Source organism: Aeromonas sp. CD, from assembly GCF_033349375.1.
Classification (GTDB): Bacteria; Pseudomonadota; Gammaproteobacteria; order Enterobacterales; family Aeromonadaceae; genus Aeromonas; species Aeromonas hydrophila.
Map to the genome: position 1 here is coordinate 3,786,505 of NZ_CP137631.1, position 19,623 is coordinate 3,806,127.

At 61.4% G+C, this 19,623-nt stretch carries 20 protein-coding genes; 5 read left to right on the forward strand and 15 right to left on the reverse strand.

What is annotated here, in order from left to right; genetic code table 11:
- Window positions 1-11 precede the first annotated feature (11 nt).
- Window positions 12-1,877 carry a 1-deoxy-D-xylulose-5-phosphate synthase gene (dxs, locus tag R2E40_RS17475; RefSeq protein ID WP_252375773.1) on the forward strand — a complete coding sequence of 622 codons (1,866 nt, stop codon included), beginning with the start codon at window positions 12-14 and terminating at the stop codon, window positions 1,875-1,877.
- Window positions 1,878-1,954: 77 nt separating this feature from the next.
- Here the strand turns inward: dxs and R2E40_RS17480 are convergent, their stop codons facing one another.
- The 8 genes from R2E40_RS17480 to ribE form a co-directional block, all read right to left on the reverse strand.
- The gene (locus R2E40_RS17480) at window positions 1,955-2,896 is read right to left on the reverse strand and encodes an ABC transporter permease (protein ID WP_257685567.1); all 942 of its coding nucleotides are present in this window, start codon (window positions 2,894-2,896) and stop codon (window positions 1,955-1,957) included.
- 3 nt (window positions 2,897-2,899) lie between these two features.
- Window positions 2,900-3,874, reverse strand: a complete 975-nt coding sequence (locus tag R2E40_RS17485; RefSeq protein WP_011707090.1) for an ABC transporter permease — start codon at window positions 3,872-3,874, stop codon at window positions 2,900-2,902.
- A gap of 99 nt (window positions 3,875-3,973) precedes the next feature.
- Entirely contained in the window at window positions 3,974-5,530 is a 1,557-nt protein-coding gene (locus R2E40_RS17490; protein ID WP_011707091.1) for an ABC transporter substrate-binding protein, read from the reverse strand.
- Between the two features lie 70 nt (window positions 5,531-5,600).
- A complete protein-coding gene (locus R2E40_RS17495) occupies window positions 5,601-7,325 on the reverse strand; it encodes a dipeptide ABC transporter ATP-binding protein (protein WP_011707092.1) in 1,725 nt (574 codons plus the stop codon).
- Window positions 7,326-7,835: 510 nt separating this feature from the next.
- Window positions 7,836-8,330, reverse strand: coding sequence for a phosphatidylglycerophosphatase A (locus R2E40_RS17500; RefSeq protein ID WP_024944273.1), 495 nt, complete (start codon window positions 8,328-8,330; stop codon window positions 7,836-7,838).
- Window positions 8,327-9,286 carry a thiamine-phosphate kinase gene (thiL, locus tag R2E40_RS17505; protein ID WP_011707094.1) on the reverse strand — a complete coding sequence of 320 codons (960 nt, stop codon included), beginning with the start codon at window positions 9,284-9,286 and terminating at the stop codon, window positions 8,327-8,329. Before thiL ends, R2E40_RS17500 begins: the two co-directional genes overlap by 4 nt.
- Before the next feature lie 60 nt (window positions 9,287-9,346).
- The gene (nusB, locus tag R2E40_RS17510; protein ID WP_011707095.1) at window positions 9,347-9,760 is read right to left on the reverse strand and encodes a transcription antitermination factor NusB; all 414 of its coding nucleotides are present in this window, start codon (window positions 9,758-9,760) and stop codon (window positions 9,347-9,349) included.
- A gap of 14 nt (window positions 9,761-9,774) precedes the next feature.
- A complete protein-coding gene (gene ribE / locus R2E40_RS17515; RefSeq protein ID WP_016351731.1) occupies window positions 9,775-10,245 on the reverse strand; it encodes a 6,7-dimethyl-8-ribityllumazine synthase in 471 nt (156 codons plus the stop codon).
- A 198-nt stretch (window positions 10,246-10,443) separates the two neighbouring features.
- On the opposite strand from ribE, the gene R2E40_RS17520 reads away from it, so the two are divergent.
- Entirely contained in the window at window positions 10,444-11,655 is a 1,212-nt protein-coding gene (locus R2E40_RS17520) for a serine protease (RefSeq protein WP_318164007.1), read from the forward strand.
- Window positions 11,656-11,718: 63 nt separating this feature from the next.
- Here the strand turns inward: R2E40_RS17520 and ribBA are convergent, their stop codons facing one another.
- The 7 genes from ribBA to glyA form a co-directional block, all read right to left on the reverse strand.
- Window positions 11,719-12,828 carry a bifunctional 3,4-dihydroxy-2-butanone-4-phosphate synthase/GTP cyclohydrolase II gene (gene ribBA / locus R2E40_RS17525; RefSeq protein WP_016351734.1) on the reverse strand — a complete coding sequence of 370 codons (1,110 nt, stop codon included), beginning with the start codon at window positions 12,826-12,828 and terminating at the stop codon, window positions 11,719-11,721.
- A 140-nt stretch (window positions 12,829-12,968) separates the two neighbouring features.
- On the reverse strand, window positions 12,969-13,622 hold the full coding sequence (locus tag R2E40_RS17530) for a riboflavin synthase (RefSeq protein WP_318164008.1): 654 nt from the start codon (window positions 13,620-13,622) through the stop codon (window positions 12,969-12,971).
- A 54-nt stretch (window positions 13,623-13,676) separates the two neighbouring features.
- The gene (gene ribD, locus R2E40_RS17535; protein ID WP_318164009.1) at window positions 13,677-14,786 is read right to left on the reverse strand and encodes a bifunctional diaminohydroxyphosphoribosylaminopyrimidine deaminase/5-amino-6-(5-phosphoribosylamino)uracil reductase RibD; all 1,110 of its coding nucleotides are present in this window, start codon (window positions 14,784-14,786) and stop codon (window positions 13,677-13,679) included.
- Window positions 14,787-14,882: 96 nt separating this feature from the next.
- A complete protein-coding gene (gene nrdR / locus R2E40_RS17540) occupies window positions 14,883-15,332 on the reverse strand; it encodes a transcriptional regulator NrdR (protein WP_010675395.1) in 450 nt (149 codons plus the stop codon).
- A gap of 122 nt (window positions 15,333-15,454) precedes the next feature.
- A complete protein-coding gene (locus R2E40_RS17545) occupies window positions 15,455-15,787 on the reverse strand; it encodes an NIPSNAP family protein (protein WP_318164010.1) in 333 nt (110 codons plus the stop codon).
- A 74-nt stretch (window positions 15,788-15,861) separates the two neighbouring features.
- The gene (locus R2E40_RS17550) at window positions 15,862-16,296 is read right to left on the reverse strand and encodes a hypothetical protein (RefSeq protein ID WP_318165572.1); all 435 of its coding nucleotides are present in this window, start codon (window positions 16,294-16,296) and stop codon (window positions 15,862-15,864) included.
- Window positions 16,297-16,425: 129 nt separating this feature from the next.
- Complete coding sequence (gene glyA, locus R2E40_RS17555; protein WP_318164011.1) at window positions 16,426-17,679, reverse strand: serine hydroxymethyltransferase; 1,254 nt, start codon at window positions 17,677-17,679, stop codon at window positions 16,426-16,428.
- A 433-nt stretch (window positions 17,680-18,112) separates the two neighbouring features.
- Between glyA and R2E40_RS17560 the strand changes: the two genes are divergently transcribed.
- From R2E40_RS17560 to torD, 3 genes are all read left to right on the forward strand, one after another.
- Window positions 18,113-18,400 carry a hypothetical protein gene (locus R2E40_RS17560; protein WP_017409302.1) on the forward strand — a complete coding sequence of 96 codons (288 nt, stop codon included), beginning with the start codon at window positions 18,113-18,115 and terminating at the stop codon, window positions 18,398-18,400.
- 23 nt (window positions 18,401-18,423) lie between these two features.
- Window positions 18,424-18,828: a GFA family protein gene (locus R2E40_RS17565; RefSeq protein ID WP_024944278.1), complete on the forward strand. Its 405-nt coding sequence runs from the start codon at window positions 18,424-18,426 to the stop codon at window positions 18,826-18,828.
- Between the two features lie 148 nt (window positions 18,829-18,976).
- Window positions 18,977-19,621: a molecular chaperone TorD gene (gene torD, locus R2E40_RS17570; RefSeq protein ID WP_017409304.1), complete on the forward strand. Its 645-nt coding sequence runs from the start codon at window positions 18,977-18,979 to the stop codon at window positions 19,619-19,621.
- The last annotated feature ends 2 nt before the right edge of the window (window positions 19,622-19,623 follow it).

Here is a 19,623-nt window from a genome sequence, read left to right on the forward strand (position 1 = left end):
ACAGTAACAATATGAGCGTTGATATAAGCAATTTCCCCAACCTGGCCCTCGCGGATACGCCGGTCGAGTTGCGATCCCTGCCATTCGAGCGACTGCCCGTGCTGTGCAACGAACTGCGTGAATATCTGCTGCGTTCGGTGAGTCGCTCCAGTGGCCATCTTGCCTCCGGGCTCGGCACCGTCGAACTGACGGTGGCGCTGCATTACGTCTACAACACCCCGTTCGATCGGCTGGTGTGGGACGTGGGCCACCAGGCTTATCCCCACAAGATCCTCACCGGTCGCCGCGATCGGATGCAGAGCATCCGCCAGAAAGATGGTCTGCACCCCTTCCCCTGGCGCGGCGAGAGCGAATATGACGTGCTTTCGGTCGGCCACTCCAGCACCTCCATCGGTGCGGCGCTCGGCATGGCCGTGGCAGCCGAGAGCGAGGGGCTTGGCCGCAAGGTGGTAGCGGTGATCGGCGACGGTGCCATTACCGCCGGCATGGCGTTCGAGGCCCTCAATCACGCCGGCGATGTCCACAAGGACATGCTGGTGGTGCTCAACGACAACGAGATGTCCATCTCCGAAAATGTCGGGGCACTGAACAACCACCTGGCCCGCATCATGTCTGGCAAGCTCTACACCACCATCCGCGAGGGTGGCAAGAAGGTGCTGGCCGGCCTGCCGCCGGTCAAGGAGCTGGCCAAGCGGGCCGAGGAGCACCTCAAGGGAATGGTGGTGCCCGGCACCCTGTTCGAGGAGTTTGGCTTCAACTACATCGGCCCCATCGACGGCCATGACATCAACGCTCTGGTCGAGACCCTGCGCAACATGCGCAACCTCAAGGGGCCGCAGCTGCTGCACGTCAAGACCAAGAAGGGCAAGGGCTACGAGCCTGCCGAGAAGGACCCCATTGGTTATCACGGCGTGCCCAAGTTCAATCCGGACGAGTGCACCCTGCCCAAGGCGAGCGGCGGCAAGCCGAGCTTCTCCGCCATCTTCGGCCAGTGGCTGTGCGACATGGCGGCCAAGGATGAGCGGCTGGTCGGCATCACCCCGGCCATGCGCGAAGGCTCCGGCCTAGTGAAGTTCAGCCAGCAGTATCCGGATCGCTACTTCGACGTAGCCATCGCCGAGCAGCATGCGGTCACCTTCGCCGCCGGTCTCGCCATCGCCGACCAGAAGCCGGTGGTCGCCATCTACTCGAGCTTCCTGCAGCGGGCCTACGACCAGCTGATCCACGATGTGGCGCTGCAAGAGCTGCCGGTGCTGTTCGCCATCGATCGGGCCGGTCTGGTGGGGGCCGATGGCCCCACTCATCAGGGGGCGTTCGACATCAGCTTCCTGCGCACCGTGCCCAACATGGTGATCATGACCCCATCCGACGAGAACGAATGCCGCCAGATGCTCTACACCGGCTACCAGTGCAACGGGCCGGCGGCGGTACGCTACCCCCGCGGCAGTGGCACCGGCATCCAGGTCGAGAGCGAGATGCAGGCGCTGGCGCTCGGCAAGGGCCGCATTGTCCGTCAGGGCAAGGGCACTGCCATCATGGCGTTCGGCACCCTGCTGCAACAGGCCAAAGCGGCAGCCGAGGCGCTCGATGCCACCCTGGTGGACATGCGCTTCGTCAAGCCGATGGACGAGGCCCTGGTGCTCTCCCTGGCCGCGACCCACGATCAGTTCGTCACCCTCGAGGACAACGCCATCATGGGCGGCGCGGGCTCTGCGGTGAACGAGCTGCTGATGCGCAGCAAACAGTGCAAGCCGGTGCTCAATCTCGGCCTGCCGGATCGCTTCGTCGAACAGGGTACCCAGGAAGAGATCTACGCTCTGTTGGGGCTCGATGGCGCCGGCATCCAGCGCAGCATCGAGCAGTGGCTGCAGGCTTGACCTCCTCAGCACACAGCAAAAGGGCGCCGTTATGGCGCCCTTTTTGTTTGTCTGTCTCGTTGGTTTATCAGTGGCCATCAGCCCTTGTAGAGCTTGGGATTGAACACATCCCGCAGCCAGTCACCCAGCAGGTTGATGACCAGCACCAGCACCACCAGGCAGATGCCCGGGAAGGCGGTGATCCACCAGGAACCGGAGAAGATGTAGTTGAAGCCCACGCTGATGAGCGAGCCCAGCGACGGCTGATCCACTGGCATCCCCAGACCGAGGAAGGAGAGGGCCGCCTCGCTCATGATGGCGTTGGCCACCTGCACCGTGGAGATGACCAGGATCGGCGACAGGCAGTTGGGCAGAATGTGGCGGAACATGATGCGCGGGGCGCGAAAGCCCATCACCTTGGCCGCTTCCACATACTCCTTCTTCTTCTCCGCCAGCACCGAGGCGCGCACGGTTCGGGCGTACTGCGGCCACTCGGCGATACCGATGATCACCACCAGCATCAGGATGGCAAACTTCGAGTAGAACTCGGAACCAAACGTCGCCTGGAAGATGGCGGAGATGATGATCGCCACCATCATGGTGGAGAACGACAGCTGCACGTCGGCAAAGCGCATCAGCAGGCTGTCGATGCGGCCACCGAAGTAACCGGCCATCAGCCCGATGACGATGCCGAGCACCAGCTGCAGCGCCACCGCGAACAGACCTATGGTCAACGAGATGCGGGCGCCATAGAGAATGGTGCTCCAGATGTCGCGGCCCTGGTTGTCGGTACCGAGCCAGAAGCGCTCTTCGCCCCCTGCCAGCCAGGAGGGCGGCAATTCGGCATCCATCAGATCAAAGCTGGTCTGGTCATAGACGTTGTACGGGGCCAGCCAGGGTGCCAGCAGCGCCGCCAGTACGAACACCACGAACACCGCAAAGCTGAACATGGCTACCTTGTCCCGCAGGAAGTAGTAGACGATGTCGGAATTTTTAAAACGAGCCCAACGGCTTGGGCTTGCAGTCACAGCATGAGTCATCTGTTACCCCTTGGCGGTCAGGTTGACGGTCGGGTTGATCAACCCGTAGAGCAGGTCGACCAGGGTATTGGTCACCACGAAAATGAGCCCGACGAAGATGACGTAGGCGGTGATGAGGGGCGTATCGACCCGATGGATCGCCTCCAGGAACAGAAAGCCGGTCCCCGGCCACTGGAACACGCTCTCGGTCAGGATGGTGTAGGCCACCATGGTACCGATCTGTACACCACCGACGGTAATGACCGGCAGCATGGTGTTCTTGAGGGCGTGGCTGTAGTAGACCTTGTTGTTGTCCAGCCCCTTGGCACGGGCGAACTTGACGTACTCGGAGGAGAGCTGCTCCAGCATCTCGGAGCGCACCAGCCGGATGAACAGCGGCAGCATGATGGAGGAGAGCGCCACGCAGGGCAGGATCAAATGCTTGATGCCGTCCCAGGTGAAGAAGCCCGACTCCCAGCCCAGCAGGTTGTAGGTCTCGCCGCGGCCATAGGCCGGCAGCCAGCCCAGCTGGATGGAGAAGAGGTACATCAGCATGATGGCGGTCAGGAACACCGGGATCGAGATGCCGATGCTGCTCCCCGCCATGATGATCTTGGTCGGTATGCTGTGCGGGCGGATCGCCGAGTAGACCCCAAGCGGAATGGAGACCACCACGATGATCAGCGCAGCGCCAAACACCAGCTCAAGAGTAGCCACCAGCTTGTCGAGGATAACCTCGAGGGCTGGTCGCTTGAAGAAGTAGGAAGTACCCAGATCCCCGTGTACCGCGTTCTTCAAGAAGCGGCTGTATTTGACGAGGAAAGGATCGTTGAGGCCCATCTTCTCGCGCAATTCGTGGCGCTGGGCTTCGGAGACCGATTGTCCCACCAGCTCGCGCAACGGATCCCCCAGGTTGTCCTGGATGGAGAAGGCGACCAGGCTGATGACGAACATCACTATCACGGCCTGATAGAACCGTTTCAGCAGGAATGTAAACATGCTTGTCCTTCTACGTGGCCTGTGTCATGGCACAGGCTTCTGTTAGCAGGCGGGGTGGCCGGCTGACCACCCCGCCCCGTCCTTCCTTGCAACCTTCGCTTACTTGCCGACCACCAGGTCGCCGAAGTAAGGGAAGTTCATCACGTTGACCACCGGCTTGATGTCGGCGTTCTTCTTGGCGCCGTAGGCCAGATCTTCCCAGTGCAGCGGCACATAGGCAGCGTCGTCGATCAGCATGGCTTCCACCTTCTTCAGCATCTCGGCACGCTTGGCCGGATCGGTCTCGGCGTTGGCCTGCTCGACCAGCTTGTCAGCCTCGGCGTTGGCATAACCGGCGCAGTTGTACTGGCCCATGCCGGTCTTGGCATCCTTGGTGAAGGTCAGAAACTCGAAGAAGTTCGCACTGTCTTCGGTGTCGGAGTGCCAGCCGATCAGCTGCATGTCCGCGGCGCACTTGTCAAACTCAGGCCAGTACTGGGCCACCGGCATGGTCTTCAGATCCACCTTGATGTTGATCTTGGCCAGCATGGCGGAGACGGCCTGGGCAATCTTGACGTCGTTGACGTAACGGGCAGCCGGGGAGATGAAGCTCATCTTGAAGCCCTGCTCATAGCCGGCTTCCTTCATCAGCTGCTTGGCCTTGGCCAGATCATACTGGGGCTTGAGCGCCTCGTTGTGACCGGCATAGCCTTTCGGGCTCAGCTGGCCGGCAGGGGTACCGAAGCCTTTATTGATCTTCTCGACGATGCCCACTTGGTTGATGGCGTAGTTGATCGCCTGACGCACGCGCTTGTCTTTCAGCGCCGGGTTGGTGTTCTGGTTCAGCTCGATGATGATGGCGCGGGTACCGGACAGGGTCACCAGCTGAGTGTCCTTGCCGTTCTTCACGCGCTCCAGATCGTTCGGCGCAACCGGGTAGATCACGTCCACGTCGCCACCCAGCAGGGCCGCCACGCGGGTGGCGTCTTCCTTGATGGGCACCACAGTCAGGTTGTCGACGTTGCCCTTGGAGGCCTTGTCCCAGTAGTTGGCGTTGCGGGTGTACTCCAGCTTCACGCCCTGCTCGCGGAACTTGACGCTGAACGGGCCGGTACCGGAGACGTGGGTGGAGGCGTAAGAGTCGCCATTCTTGACGATCTCGGCCTTGTCTTTGCCAGCCTCGGTCTTCCCGGTATAGAACTTGGAGTCCATCGGGAAGATATAGGTGACGGTCTGCAGCACCAGCGGGAACGGCTTGGCGGTGACGAGATCGACGGTGTACTCATCGACCTTCTTCACTTCGGCGATGGGGTCGAAGATGGCCTTGAAGTCGACGGAGGACTTCAGACGGTTGACGGTCCACACCACGTCGTCGGCGGTGAAGTCGTTGCCGGAGTGGAACTTGACGCCCTTGCGCAGGAAGAAGCGCACGGTCTTGTCGTCGATGCGCTCATACTTCTCGGCCAGACGCGGCTCGAATTTCAGGTCCTGGGTGTAACGCATCAGCGGATCGAACACCAGGTGGGACATCTCCAGGGTCTGACCGGAGAGCTGCTCCTGCGGGTCCAGCGAGGTGGCGTCGGAGGCGACGGCGACCTTGATGTCGACGGCAGAAACGTTAAAAGCGAAACCGGCGGCAAACAGCGCCAGGGCAATCTTGGATAATCCTTTCTTCATGTCTTTCTCCATGCTTTTGGCTTTTTATTGACACTTTTTTTGACAAGCAGAGCGGCGGGCCGCCCCTTTCCTAGCTTGCGATTTCCAGCCCCTCGCGGGACATTCCCTTGAACTCCGGCATGAGGGAGATCAGCTTGCGGCTGTACTCATGCTCGGCATTGGTAAAGAGTTTCTCGGTCTCCGCCACTTCCACCAGATGACCGTGCTGCATCACCCCGATGCGATCGCACATCTGGCGGATGACCGGCAGATCGTGACTGATGAACAGCATGGTGAGGCCAAGCTCCTGCTGCAGATCCTTGAGCAGGTTGAGGATCTGGGCCTGCACCGACACATCCAGCGCCGAGGTGGGCTCGTCACAGATGAGGAAGCGTGGCCGGGTCGCCAGGGCGCGGGCAATGGAAATGCGCTGACGCTGGCCGCCGGAGAATTCGTGGGGATACTTGACCCCGGCACCGCGGCCAAGGCCGACGTGATCCAGCAGATCTCCCACGATCCCCTCGATCTGGCTCTCGCTGCCGGCCAGCTTATGAAAACGGATCGGCTCTGCGATGATGTCGCGCACCTTCATGCGCGGGTTCATCGAGGAGTAGGGGTTCTGGAACACCATCTGCATCTGGCGACGCAGCGGGCGGCGCTCATGCTCGCCCTTGAGCGCGGTCAGATCGATCCCCTCGAAGAAGATCTTGCCGGTATCGGGCGGATAGAGGCCGGTGATGGCACGGGCGATGGTCGACTTGCCGGAGCCAGACTCCCCCACCAGACCAAAGGTTTCACCCTCGAAGATCTCGAAGCTGATGTTGTTGCAGGCCCGCACGTACTGACGGCGGCTCGGGAACAGGGAATCCTTGGTGACGAACTTCAGATCCACGTTCTCCACTCGCAGCAGCGCCCCTTCATAGGCGCGCTCGTCCTGACTCTGGCCGAGCCAGTGGGTCTTGAGATCGATGCTGGTATCCGCCGCGCCGGCGTCCTCGATATAGGAGACCAGCGGGAAGCGCACCAGCTTCACATCCGAGCGGGGCACCGCCGAGATGAGGCTGCGGGTATAGGGGTGGTTGGGGCGACCCAGCACCTGTTCGGTGGTACCGAACTCCACCAGATCGCCGCGATACATGACCGCCACCTTGTCGGTGACGTTGGAAACCACGCCCATGTCGTGAGTCACCAGCATGCAGCCCACCTGCCGCTCTTTGCAGAGGTTGCGGATGAGCTGAAGGATCTGATCCTGAATGGAGACGTCCAGCGCCGTGGTCGGCTCGTCGGCGATGATGAGCTCAGGGTCGCCGGAGAGGGCGATGGCAATCACCACCCGCTGGCGCATGCCGCCGGAGAACTGATGGGGATACTGCTTGATGCGCAGCTCAGGCTGCGGGATGCCCACCGCCGCCATCAGGGAAAGCGCCTTGGCAAAGGCCGCCTCACGGGTGAGGTCGGTATTGGCCAGAATGGTTTCAACCAGCTGCCGTTCGACGGTGAACAGCGGGTTGAGGGAGGTCATGGGGTCCTGGAAGATGAAGCCGATGCGCGACCCTCGAATGGCCCGCATCTCGTTCTGGCTCTTGCCGGAGATGAGTTCGCCATTGAGATAGATGTCGCCACGGGCGATACGGCCAGGGGGGCTCAGCAGGTCGATGACGGCGTTGCCTATGGTGGACTTGCCGGCACCGGACTCGCCTACCACACCGACTATCTCCCCCTTTTCCACGGAAAAAGAGAGATCCTTCACTGCGGCCAGCACCCCGTAGCGGGAGGGGTACTCGATCCGCAAGTTTTTCACTTCGAGCAAGGACATGTTTACCTCTGCGGGGGACATCCGTCCCAAATAATTCGTCCGTAAATCGGCCGCAGATGCCGGTCGTGCCTTGGGGTGATCTTGAGTGCTTGATATGACTGCAAAACGCTCAATCCATGAGACAACGAAACCAGCGATCCGGGCGGGTTTTTTGCATTTTTTTGGAATAACCCGCGAGTAACTTAGACGGTTTGGCGGCGAGTGTAAATGATCGGGTTATACAATTTCGCAATACTTTGCTCAGTTAGCAGCCAAGTCAGCAGTCATAAATCATGACTCCTATCACATATACAGACTATATGACCGATAAAATGCCTGACTAGTGATTTTACTTTCAACAATGGCGTAACAGGCGGGAATATTCACTATTGACACAATAGTCTTAAGCTTCGAATGAGTAGTGAATATTTATGTGAAATGATTTTTTAACGGCAGCATATGCCGATGAATGAAAACTAAACAGAGATATATAGGGGGATGCCAGCATGGCGCTCCCCCTTGCTGTGACCCTCAACCCAGCCAGTATGCCAGTGATTGCATACAAAACAGGGCGAACAGGCCGGCGATGAGATCGTCCAGCATGATGCCGAGGCCGCCATGAATGCGGCGGTCGAACCAGGAGATGGGCCAGGGCTTGAGGATGTCGAACAATCGGAACAGCACGAAGCCGGCCAGCACCCACTCCCAGCCGGCCGGGGCCGCTATCATGGTGACCCCAAAACCGATCACCTCGTCCCAGACGATGGCACCGTGATCCGGCATGCCGATGGCATCGGTGGCGCTCTGACAGATGCGGATGCCCGCTACGAAGCCCAGCACCAGCAGCCCGATGAACCAGGGCGTCGACAGACCGCTTACCAGCAGGTAAAGGGGGATGGCGGCGAGCGTCCCCATGGTACCCGGCGCCTTGGGCGAGAGGCCGGATCCAAAGCCCACCGCCAGAAAGTGCAGCGGATGCTTCAGGTTCAGCCGCTTCAGCTCGGGCTTTATCGTGAACAGGCTCATGCGAAGTGGTCCCACCCTTTCAGTTCCAGCGCCACCGTTTGTTCACCCCGCAGATAGTCGATGCCCGGTTCGCCGGCAACGATGCGGCCGATGCGGGTAAACTTGACGCCGCAGTTGGCCAGCGCCGTGTCCAGCGCGCCGCGATGCTCCTCCGGCACGGTGAAGCAGAGCTCGTAGTCATCGCCACCGGCCAGTGCCAGCTGCCAGCCATCCTGTTCGCTCACCGCATCCTGCAGCACCGGCGAGAGCGGCAGCAGATCGAGATCGATCTGGGCCCGCACGCCGGAGGCCTTGAGGATATGGCCGAGATCCGAGGCCAACCCGTCGGAGAGATCCAGCGCACTGCCGGCCAGCCCGCGCAGGGCCTGTCCGGCCAGAATACGGGGATGGGGATGGTCGAGGCGCGGCAGCACGGCCGCCAGCTGGTTCTCGTTGAGGGTTCGCTTGGCCAGCAGATGGGAGAGCGCCAGGGCGGCATCGCCCAGGGTGCCGGTCACGTAGACCCCGTCCCCGGCCTTGGCACCGCTGCGCAGCAGGGCACGGCCAGCCGGCACCGACCCTTTCACCGACACCGTGATGGAGAGCGGGCCGCGGGTCATGTCGCCGCCCACCAGCGCCACGTTGTAGTATTCGGCAAGCTCCAGGAACCCTTCCGCAAAACCGGCCACCCAGGCCTCGTTGATGGTGGGCAGGGTCAGCGCCAGCGACACCCAGCGCGGCTCGGCGCCCATGGCGGCCAGATCGGATAGATTGACCGCCAGCGCCTTGTAGCCGAGATCCACCGGATCCATGTCGGGAAAGAAGTGGACGCCGCTCACCAGGGTATCCGTGCTCACCGCCAGCTGGGTGTCGGGGGGCAGGGTCAGCAGGGCACAATCATCTCCAGGGCCCATCACCACGTCCTTGCGAGCGTGGGGGACCTTGAAGTACTTATCAATCAGCTCGAATTCACCCATACAGTAAAAAGCCAGCAATAAGCTGGCTCCTCTCTTAGATGCTGTTGACGGACAGCAGGATCAACGCTTGTTCAGCGACTTGATCACCTTGTCCAGTACACCGTTGACAAACTTGTGGCTGTCATCGGCAGCAAAGGATTTGGCCAACTCGATCGCTTCGTTGATGGCCACACGCGGCGGCACATCATCACGACGGGTCAGCTCATAGGTCGCCAGACGCAGGATCGCCTTGTCCACCATGTCCACTTCTTCCAGCGGACGGGAGAGGAAAGGTGCGAAGACCTTGTCCAGCTCGTTGCAGTGGAGGGCTACCCCGAACAGCAGATCGCGGAAGTAGTTCAGGTCCACACCCTTGGTGTCCTGATCGATCTTGAACTGCTCTTCGATGTCGCCCACGTTGGCCTTGGTCATCTGCCACTGGTAGATGGCCTGGGTGGCACAATGGCGGGCCTTGCGGCGCTCGGACGGTTTCAATGCATTTCTCCTCGTTACACGTCCAGCTGTTTCAGGACGTTGATCATTTCGAGCGCGCTCAATGCTGCCTCTGCACCCTTGTTACCCGCCTTGGTACCGGCACGCTCGATGGCTTGTTCAATGTTTTCAGTGGTCAGTACGCCGAAGGCAACCGGAATTTCATATTCCATCATTACCTGGGCCATGCCCTTGCTGTTCTCGTTTGCCACCAGATCGAAGTGATAGGTGCCGCCACGGATGACGGTGCCCAGCGCCACGATGGCGTCATATTGACCACTCTTGGCCAGCTTCTTGATGGCCAAGGGGATTTCGACTGCGCCCGGCACTCGCACCAGGGTCAGGTTGCTGTCCTGGACTTGACCTTGACGCTTCAGTACGTCTACCGCACCGTCCACCAGGCTTTCGTTGATGAAGCTGTTGAAACGGGCAACAACAATAGCAACGCGCGCCTCAGGAGCGGCGATATTTCCTTCGATAACCTTCATGGGAAATCCTGTCTCTGTGCAATCAAAAGGGGCCGGAGTCAAAAGTGCGCACATTCTAGCACAAAGGGGAATCGGACAAAAACATGCATCACAATTCTGGTAATGAGACCTCTATTGACCTTTTGCTTAACTGCTCCGACCTGTTAATAATACGTCGCCCCAGCACGGGGTAAAAATAATAACATCAAGGAGTTCAGTATGTTGGATTTAAAACGCAGCGGCGTCGCACTCGCCTGCCTGCTGCCGCTGGCCGTTCAGGCCGATGCTGGTAGCCAACGCATCATCGGCGGCAGCGCCGTGACGGCCCCCAGCTGGATGGTGGCCGTCGGCGAAGTCGTCAACGGCAATTGGAGCAATTTCTGCGGTGGCACCCTCATCGACAAGCAGTGGGTACTCACCGCAGCGCACTGCGTCGCCGAGGCCCAGTCCGGCCCCATGGAAGTCGCCATCGGGGTGAGTGATCTCAGCCGTCCTCACCTTCGCAGCAAGGTCGACCAGGTGCTGATGCACCCGGAGTATTACGTCAACCTGCTGATCAATCTGGGTTATCGCGACATCCCGAACGCCTCGGATGTGGCCTTGCTGCACCTTGCCACCCCCGTTACCCAGGCACCGATCACCATCGCCGACCCCGTCATCAAGGATACCTGGCAGCAGAACACGACCATGCTGCATGCCCTGGGGTACGGTGGCATCGACCCCAGCGCGACCAAAGCCAGCCCGCAGCTGCTGGCGGTGGATCTCGCCTATCGGGGAGACCGGGACTTCTGGTACGGTGACCCGACCACGACCCATATCTTCGCCGGCAAGCTGGCCGGTCAGGACACCTGCAAAGGCGACAGCGGTGGTCCGCTCACTTATGATGGACAACTGGTCGGCGTGACCAGCTACGGGGCCTTCCCCTGCGCCACCGGCAGCGCCGGTGGCTATGTCTACGCCCCCGCCTTCAGTGACTGGATCGCCGAGCAGCAGCAAGGCGTCACCCTGACCACGGTCCGCGGCCTGATCCTGCCTTCAGGCACCAGTGGCTGGGCCGACTACCTGCTGGCCAACCGCAGCAATCAGGCGGTCACCCTGAGCGGCATCTACAGCGACGCTCCCGCCATGAGCAACGGCTGCGCCGCCCGTCTGGAAGCGGGTCAAACCTGCACCCTGCGGCTTCGCGCCGATGGCAACGACACAGTCGGTACCCTGCGCGTGCAGGGCGTTGAACTCACCGCCACCAATGAACAAGGGGCGAGCCAGCGCCTTGAAGGGGCCTTGATCAGTCTCACCAGCGAGCCCACCGAGACTCCGGATACCACCACGACCACCACAACGACGACCACGTCAAGCAGTGGCGGTGGTGGCGCCACCGGTTTCGCAGCCCTGTTGCTGCTGCCGCTGGCCTGGTTGCGCCGGCGCCGCTAAGGCAAAACAACAAGGGATGACCGAGGTCATCCCTTGTTTCATCTCCGTTTCATCGCATCAGGCTTATTCGCCGACGTACTCCACCACTTCCAGACCGAAACCGCCAAGGGCATGGTACTTCTTCGGCGAGCTCAACAGGCGCATCTTGCCCACACCCAGCGCCTTGAGGATCTGGGAACCGACGCCGACCCGGCGCGAGGTGCCCTGCCACTTGGCCCCTTCCGGTGCCAGCCCCTTGTCCGCCGCCTCGAACCCCTTGACCCGGGCCAGCAGCTCGGCGCCGTGGGCTTCCGCCCCCAGGATCACCAGCACCCCGCCTTCGTCGGCGATGCGGGCCATGGATTTGGGCAACGGCCAGCTGCGGGCGCTGTGGCGATCGGTCAACAACAGATCGCTCAGCACGTCGTGCAAATGGACCCGCACCAGGGTCGGCTGTTCGGCCTGTACCTCACCCTTTTTCAGGGCGAAGTGCACCTGGTTGTCGATGGTGTCGCGGAAGGTGATGAGGTCGAACTCGCCAAACTCGGTGGGCAGCTTGCACTCGGCCACCTTCTCCACCGTAGTCTCGTGCTGGTTGCGGTATTCGATAAGGTCGGCGATGGTGCCAAGCTTGATGCCGTGCTGCTCGGCGAACAGCTCCAGATCAGGGCGGCGCGCCATGGTGCCATCTTCGTTGAGGATCTCGACGATGACGGACGCCGGCTCGTAACCCGCCAACCGGGCCAGATCGCAACCGGCCTCGGTGTGGCCGGCGCGGGTCAGCACGCCACCGTCCTGCGCCATCAGCGGGAAGATGTGGCCGGGCTGCACCAGATCGGCGGCCTTGGCATTGGGCGCTACCGCCGCCTGCACGGTCACCGCGCGGTCGGCGGCGGAGATGCCGGTGGTTACCCCTTCGGCCGCTTCGATGGTCACGGTAAAGGCGGTGGAGAACTGGGCATTGTTGCGATCGACCATCAGCGGCAGCGCCAGCTGCTTGCAGCGATCCCGGGTCAGGGTCAGACAGATGAGCCCCCGGCCGTAGCGGGCCATGAAGTTGATATCTTCCGGGCGGACACAGGAGGCGGCCATGATGAGGTCCCCTTCGTTCTCCCTGTCTTCGTCATCCATCAGGATCACCATCTTGCCAGCCTTGATATCGGCAATGATTTCCTGGGTCGTGCTTAGCGCCATGGGCTACTCCATCAACATGCTTGGGGGTGTGAGCCTGCCGGCTCGGCTTGATACTGCCTATTGTGCTCTAGATGGGGGCGCTGGGCCCCATTTCAATCGGAGCGGGATCACAGAAAGCGTTTTTCCCGCACCGTGCCGCGTCACAGGAAGCCGGACTGGGCCAGCTTCTCCAGAGTCAGGCTGGATGCGCTCTGCTCCTGTCCCCTGCCCTGCATCAGCCGCTCCAGATAGCGGGCAATCGGATCCACCTCGAGATTGACCCTGTAGCCAGGTTTCCACTGGGCGATGGTGGTCTCCTGGGCGGTGTGGGGCACTATGGTCAGCCGGAACAGATCCCCCTGCACCGCATTGACGGTGAGGCTGATGCCATCCACCGCGATCGAGCCCTTCTCGGCGATGTAGCGGGAGAGCTCGCCCGGCGCCTTGATCCAGTACTCGATGGCGCGGCCGCTGGCGGACTTGCTCTTCACCTCGCCGATGCCGTCCACATGGCCGGAGACCAGGTGGCCGCCAAGGCGGGAAGTGGGCATCAACGCCTTCTCGAGGTTGACCCGATCCCCCACCCTGGCGGTGGCGAAACCGGTGCGGGAGAGGGTTTCCAGCGACACGTCGGCGGTATAGCTCTTGTCGCCGAGCGTAATCACGGTGAGGCAGACGCCGTTGGTGGCGATGGAGTCACCCAGCTTGACGTCGCCAAAGTCCAGGGTCGGCGCGTGCACGGTGAGGGCCATGTCCTCACCCTGACGGCGCAGCTCGGCCAGGGTTCCCACCGCTTCGATAATTCCGGTAAACATGCAGATCACCTTGCTGATGACGGGGGCGGCACCGCCCCCTTTAACATTGATAAATCAGGCCAGTCTGGCCGTAATGCGGATATCCGGCCCCACCATGCGCACATCCTTGATGTTGAGCTTGGGCGCCAGGAACAGCCGGGTCAGCGCCGGCAGGTGGAACAGGCCACGCCCCTCATCCCCCATCAGTTTGGGCGCCTGATAGAGCACCAGCTCGTCCACCAGCCCCTTGTCCAGCAGGGCGCCGCACAGCCGCGGTCCCGCCTCCACCAGCACCGAGTTGACGTTCTGCTTGGCCAGCAGCATGAACAGGCTGACCAGATCCAGCTTGCCGTCCAGCAGCGGCACTTCCAGCTGCTGCACCCAGGCGGGCCACTCACCGGATGCCTTGTGGCGAGCCAGCAGTACCGGGCCCTCGCTCTGGAACAGCGGCAGATCCGGGGTGAGCCGGTTTTGCGAATCGACGATGACCCGCAGCGGCTGGCGCAGAGTCTCTTTGGGATAAGCGGCCTTGACCGAGGCAGGCAGCTCGTCCCAGCGTACGGTGAGGGAGGCGTTATCCGCCAGCACGGTTTCTGCGCTGGAGAGCACCGCATCGTGGCGAGCCCGCAGCCGCTGCACGTCGCGACGCGCCTCCGGGGAGGTGATCCACTGGCTCTCGCCGCTCGCCATGGCGGTGCGACCATCCAGGCTGGCGCCGAGCTTGACCGTCACCTGCGGAAACGCGGTGCGCATCCGCTTGAAAAAGCCCGGGTTGAGCGCCTCGGCTTCGCTTGCCAGCAGGCCGAAATCGGTCTTGATGCCCGCCTCGGAGAGCATGCGCAGGCCGCGCCCGCCCACCTGAGGGTTGGGATCCACCATGGCGGCGACCACACGGGTCACCCCGGCCTTGATCAGTGCCTCGGCGCAGGGCGGGGTGCGGCCGTGATGGGAGCAGGGCTCCAGGGTCACGTAGGCGGTGGCGCCGCGGGCGTTGTCACCGGCGGCATGCAGGGCGTACACCTCGGCATGGGGCTCGCCGGCGCGCTGGTGCCAGCCCTCTCCCACCACCACACCGGCCTTCACCAGCACGGCGCCGACGCAAGGGTTGGGGGCCGTGGTGTAACGGCCGCGGCGGGCCAGTTCGAGGGCCCGGCTCATCCATTGGTAATCGTCTTGACTAAACATCTGGGCTCCTCTGACAGCACATCCAGGCTTATGCAATATCGTAGGTTCGATTAGCGCTGCGTAATCGAACGCGGCAACCTGGTTTGGAAGAAAGACTTACTTCTCCAGCTTGGCGATCTCTTCGCCGAACTCGCGAATATCTTCAAAGCTGCGATAGACGGAGGCAAAGCGGATATAGGCCACCTTGTCCAGGCTCTTGAGCTCGTCCATCACCAGGTTGCCCACCAGCTGGGAGGCGACTTCGCGCTCGCCGGTGGCGCGCAGGCGGGACTTGATGTGGTTGACCGCCTTTTCGATGGCCTCCATGCTCACCGGCCGCTTCTCCAGCGCCCGCAAGATGCCGGCGCGCAACTTGTCTTCGTTGAACGGCTCGCGCGAGCCATTGGACTTGATGACGCGGGGCATCACCAGCTCGGCCATCTCGAAGGTAGTGAAGCGCTCGTGGCAGAGCAGGCATTCGCGACGGCGGCGCACCTGATGGCCTTCGGCCACCAGACGGGAATCGATCACCTTGGTATCTACCGCACTACAGAAAGGGCAATGCATCGGACCTCCGGCGTTGACGGAAAAGGGCGCCGGCCCCGGGGGCTGGCGCTAGGCCGGCCAGTGTAGCACGGCCATCCGGAACCGGTAAAAGCCCGTGGAAACAAGGGATGTGACAGATGCCATCAGCAACCACGGAGTGCATCAATGGCGACATCAGACAACCAGAGCACAGTATTGGCGTCGCTCTCTATCAACTCGACAATGGCTTCTCTCGGACCTGTCCGCCATGCTTCAGTGGCATAGAATGCCGCCTGTGAACGGTTCAATTCCTCAAGGTCATCGTAAGCCCGCATCAAAAAATAAACGTCCGGATCATGTAGGGAGGGTCCGTGATTCACCACATCCATCCCCCACTCACGATGTAGAGGCAAACTCTGCTCTGCCACCAACTTATGAAAAATCGCTCCACTCCCGACTTTGAGCCGATAGTTCCGAATCTCTAGCACTCTCTTCACTGAGCTATCTCCTGCAATCCATCTCTTGAAAATAGTGTTTCCGATGTTCACCCTGACTATCCAATCAACCGAGCTCAATCATCATAAGGCAGGGTATCGGGGTCGCAGCCCTGATAATCGGGTTCGGGATCCACGGCAAAGCGACGCGCCTCGATATGGCAGTGACCCAGCAGCAACGCCTTGCCCACCCGATGCATGCCATCCATCACCCGACCGGCGCTGTCCAGCAGGATGGGATAGGCGAGATCGGCCGCCATCATCAACTGGCAGTGCTCCACCACGCTGCGCACCGTGGGGCTGGCGGCGTCATGGCCATACCAGTGCACCTGATCGAGCTCGGCAATCTCGCCAAGCGCCACCGCCTGCACCGGCAGATCGCGGCTCAGTCGCACCAGCCGGCGCACATCCCAAGCCAGCAGCCCCTGTTCGCTGGCGCGAAAGTGGTACTGGGCGCGGATCGCCTGCCTGAGCGCAGCCTCCAGCGCCAGCTCTTGCTGTTCCCTGGCCATGGTCAGATTGCCTTGCCCGCTATGCTCTTCGCCGTTCAGCGTCATCAGGCCCTCCTGTGTTGCCAAACGCCACAAAAAAACAATGCCACCCGTGGGTGGCATTGGTCTCAAACCGGATGGTCTGACTTATCAGCCATAAACCGGGAAGCGGCGGCAGATATCCAGCACCTTCTCACGCACGGTGGCCAGCACGGCATCGTTGTCGTGGTTGTCCAGCACGTCGCAGATCCAGTTGGTCAGCTGGATGGACTCGGCTTCCTTGAAACCACGGCGGGTGATGGCCGGGGTACCGATCCGCACACCGGAGGTGACGAACGGGGAGCGCGGGTCGTTGGGCACGGAGTTCTTGTTGACGGTGATGTTGGCTTTGCCAAGGGCCGCATCGGCCTCTTTGCCGGTCAGCTCGCGGCCGATCAGATCAACCAGCATCAGGTGGTTGTCGGTACCGCCGGAGACGATCTTGTAACCGCGCTCGATGAAGGTCGCTGCCATCGCCTTGGCGTTTTTCACGACCTGAGCCTGGTAGGTCTTGAACTCGGGTTCCAGCGCCTCTTTGAAAGCCACCGCTTTACCGGCGATGACGTGCATCAGCGGGCCACCCTGACCACCCGGGAATACGGCGGAGTTGAGCTTCTTGTAGAGCTCCTCGTCGTCGGCGGCAGAGAGGATCAGACCACCGCGCGGACCAGCCAGGGTCTTGTGGGTGGTGGAGGTGACCACGTGAGCGTGGGGAACCGGGTTCGGGTAGACACCAGCGGCGATGAGGCCGGCCACGTGAGCCATGTCGACGAACAGCCAAGCACCGACCTTGTCGGCGATTTCGCGCATGCGAGCCCAGTCGACGATGCCGGAGTAGGCAGAGAAGCCACCGATCATCATCTTCGGCTTGTGCTCGACGGCCTGACGTTCCATGTCGTCGTAGTCGATCTTGCCGGACTCGTCGATGCCGTAGGGGATGATGTTGTACAGCTTGCCGGAGAAGTTGACCGGGGAGCCGTGGGTCAGGTGACCACCGTGGGCCAGGTTCATGCCCAGCACGGTGTCGCCCGGCTGCAGCAGGGCCATGTAGACGGCGCTGTTGGCCTGGGAGCCGGAGTGCGGCTGCACGTTGGCGTAGGTGGCACCGAACAGCTCTTTGGCGCGCTCGATAGCCAGGGTTTCAACCACATCCACATACTCGCAACCACCGTAGTAACGCTTGGAGGGGTAACCCTCGGCGTACTTGTTGGTCAGCTGGGAGCCCTGGGCTTCCATGACACGGGGGCTGGTGTAGTTCTCGGACGCAATCAGCTCGATATGCTCTTCCTGACGACGGGTCTCGTCTGTGATGGCCTGCCACAGCTCTGGATCATAGCCGGCAATGGTCATGTCACGTTTCAACATCCGTTTCTCTCCTGAAAATCGTTTGCGCGATAGGTGAAGTGGGCAGGCGCATTGTAACGTGAGCTGGATCAAAGAGACAGTCCAACCACCCAAAAATTTGTTTAAAAAATGTAAAATGTGTCGCGAAATTCACAATGCCCATGCTCCCCAATCGGCTAGACCGTCATCACCCGACACCCACGCCAGCCGTGCCATCCCCTATTACCGCCCGGGCAACATGACCGGGCCCGGACTGGCCGAACTGCCAAAACCAGAGCCAGATCATGGATATAGCATTTACTAACAGATAACATCTTTAGCTGGCACAGCGGTTGCCCGGCATGCGCAGCAACGACGCGACCGGCAACAGAAGGGCCCTCTCATCGCATCCGGTCAACTGCTGCTCACGTCACCCCCTTGCCTCTTTGCACCGCAGACCTCATGGGAGTAAGCCATGCTGGATAACCTGATGCTGTTTCTGATTATTTCGGTATTCGCGCTGTTCTATTGGATCTACTATACCGGCACTCGCAAGAGTCCCTTTGTCACGCAGTGGGATCAACTGCCCACCCGCGAGCAGTATCTGGCAGCGCACCCGGAAGCCATCGATGGCGACATCATCTTCTGTATTCACTGCGGCCACCATCAGCAACTGGATGTGGGCCTGGTGCACCAGACCGATTTCCGGCGCCAGCATATCTGCACCCGCTGCAAGAAGACGCTCTATCGCGAGGAGCTCTGACCCATCAGCCAAGGATCCGCAAGATGACATCATTGACCGCCAGCTGCCTGTGCGGCGCCGTCGCCCTTAGCCTGCCCGACCGCTTCGACTATCTGGGCAACTGCCACTGTTCCGAGTGCCGCAAATTTTCCGGCGCCGATTACGCCCCGGTGGGCGGCCTGGATGGCGCGCTCGTCACCATCACTCGAGGAGAGGAGGCCATCAGCCGCTTCCAGAAATCCCCCGAGACCACCCTCGCCTTCTGCCGCCACTGCGGCTCCAGCCTGTTCAGCGAGAAGCGCAGCAGCGGCAAGCTGAATCTGCGCCTCGGCATTCTCGACACGGCGCCGAGCCAGCGACCCGGCTTTCACATTTTCGTCGGCTCCAAGGCTCCCTGGCACGAGATCACCGATGAGCTGCCGCAGTTCGAGACTCGCCCCACCGCCTGACACCGTCGCCGACATGCCCTGAAAAGGCCGCCTCTGGCGGCGTTTTTCCCGACTTGTTCGGCGGATTGTCACCTATGGGTTAACTTTTCTGCCAAAGCCGTTAGAATCGGGCTCAGTCTGCTTCCCGCTTGCCATCCACGGAGGAAAAATGCAGGAATTTCTGGCCACTAGCGAACGTCGGGCCGAACTTTACTGGTGGTTTGCCACCCTGTTTACCGCCCAGCTCAGTGACGAACAGATCGCCGAATACGACAGCTATGATGTGCGAAGCTTCCTGAAGAGCCTCTCCACGCTCGATCCGATGCGCCCGGCCGTGGCCGAGCTCAATGACGCCATCGCCCGCCTGCTGGTGCGCCCCGAGCGGGCCAACGCGCTGGCCGGCGACTTCCATGAGCTGTTCCTGGCCAACGACGCCGTCTCTCCCCATGAATCCGCCCACCAGGACGCCGCTGCGCTCGAGCGCATGCAGGCGCGGCTGAGCCGGCTCAATATCGATGTCAGCGCCAAATACCAACAACCGGTCGATCATCTGGGGGTCGAACTGGATCTGATGGGCAATCTCATCATCCGCGCCGCCGAAGCCGCCAGCGCCGATCTGCGCGAACAGTGGCTCGGCGAGCAGGAGGCCTTGCTGCACGGCCATCTGCTGGCCTGGTTCCCGCATTTCGAGCGCGCCTGCCGCGCCGCCGATCCGTTTGGCTTCTACGGCGCCAGCGCCCGCCTGCTGGGGGTATTCCTCACCATGGATGCCAACTACCTCAGCCTGGTCAAACCGGCGCCAGCCGCCGACTGAGT

Excerpts from the sequence above, each read along its gene's own strand:
- dxs (WP_252375773.1), top strand. The coding sequence starts at position 12 with ATGAGCGTTGATATAAGCAATTTCCCCAACCTGGCCCTCGCGGATACG.
- R2E40_RS17480 (WP_257685567.1), bottom strand. The coding sequence starts at position 2,896 with ATGACTCATGCTGTGACTGCAAGCCCAAGCCGTTGGGCTCGTTTTAAA.
- R2E40_RS17485 (WP_011707090.1), bottom strand. The coding sequence starts at position 3,874 with ATGTTTACATTCCTGCTGAAACGGTTCTATCAGGCCGTGATAGTGATG.
- R2E40_RS17490 (WP_011707091.1), bottom strand. The coding sequence starts at position 5,530 with ATGAAGAAAGGATTATCCAAGATTGCCCTGGCGCTGTTTGCCGCCGGT.
- R2E40_RS17495 (WP_011707092.1), bottom strand. The coding sequence starts at position 7,325 with ATGTCCTTGCTCGAAGTGAAAAACTTGCGGATCGAGTACCCCTCCCGC.
- R2E40_RS17500 (WP_024944273.1), bottom strand. The coding sequence starts at position 8,330 with ATGAGCCTGTTCACGATAAAGCCCGAGCTGAAGCGGCTGAACCTGAAG.
- thiL (WP_011707094.1), bottom strand. The coding sequence starts at position 9,286 with ATGGGTGAATTCGAGCTGATTGATAAGTACTTCAAGGTCCCCCACGCT.
- ribE (WP_016351731.1), bottom strand. The coding sequence starts at position 10,245 with ATGAAGGTTATCGAAGGAAATATCGCCGCTCCTGAGGCGCGCGTTGCT.
- R2E40_RS17520 (WP_318164007.1), top strand. The coding sequence starts at position 10,444 with ATGTTGGATTTAAAACGCAGCGGCGTCGCACTCGCCTGCCTGCTGCCG.
- ribBA (WP_016351734.1), bottom strand. The coding sequence starts at position 12,828 with ATGGCGCTAAGCACGACCCAGGAAATCATTGCCGATATCAAGGCTGGC.
- R2E40_RS17530 (WP_318164008.1), bottom strand. The coding sequence starts at position 13,622 with ATGTTTACCGGAATTATCGAAGCGGTGGGAACCCTGGCCGAGCTGCGC.
- ribD (WP_318164009.1), bottom strand. The coding sequence starts at position 14,786 with ATGTTTAGTCAAGACGATTACCAATGGATGAGCCGGGCCCTCGAACTG.
- nrdR (WP_010675395.1), bottom strand. The coding sequence starts at position 15,332 with ATGCATTGCCCTTTCTGTAGTGCGGTAGATACCAAGGTGATCGATTCC.
- R2E40_RS17550 (WP_318165572.1), bottom strand. The coding sequence starts at position 16,296 with ATGGCCAGGGAACAGCAAGAGCTGGCGCTGGAGGCTGCGCTCAGGCAG.
- glyA (WP_318164011.1), bottom strand. The coding sequence starts at position 17,679 with ATGTTGAAACGTGACATGACCATTGCCGGCTATGATCCAGAGCTGTGG.
- R2E40_RS17560 (WP_017409302.1), top strand. The coding sequence starts at position 18,113 with ATGCTGGATAACCTGATGCTGTTTCTGATTATTTCGGTATTCGCGCTG.
- R2E40_RS17565 (WP_024944278.1), top strand. The coding sequence starts at position 18,424 with ATGACATCATTGACCGCCAGCTGCCTGTGCGGCGCCGTCGCCCTTAGC.
- torD (WP_017409304.1), top strand. The coding sequence starts at position 18,977 with ATGCAGGAATTTCTGGCCACTAGCGAACGTCGGGCCGAACTTTACTGG.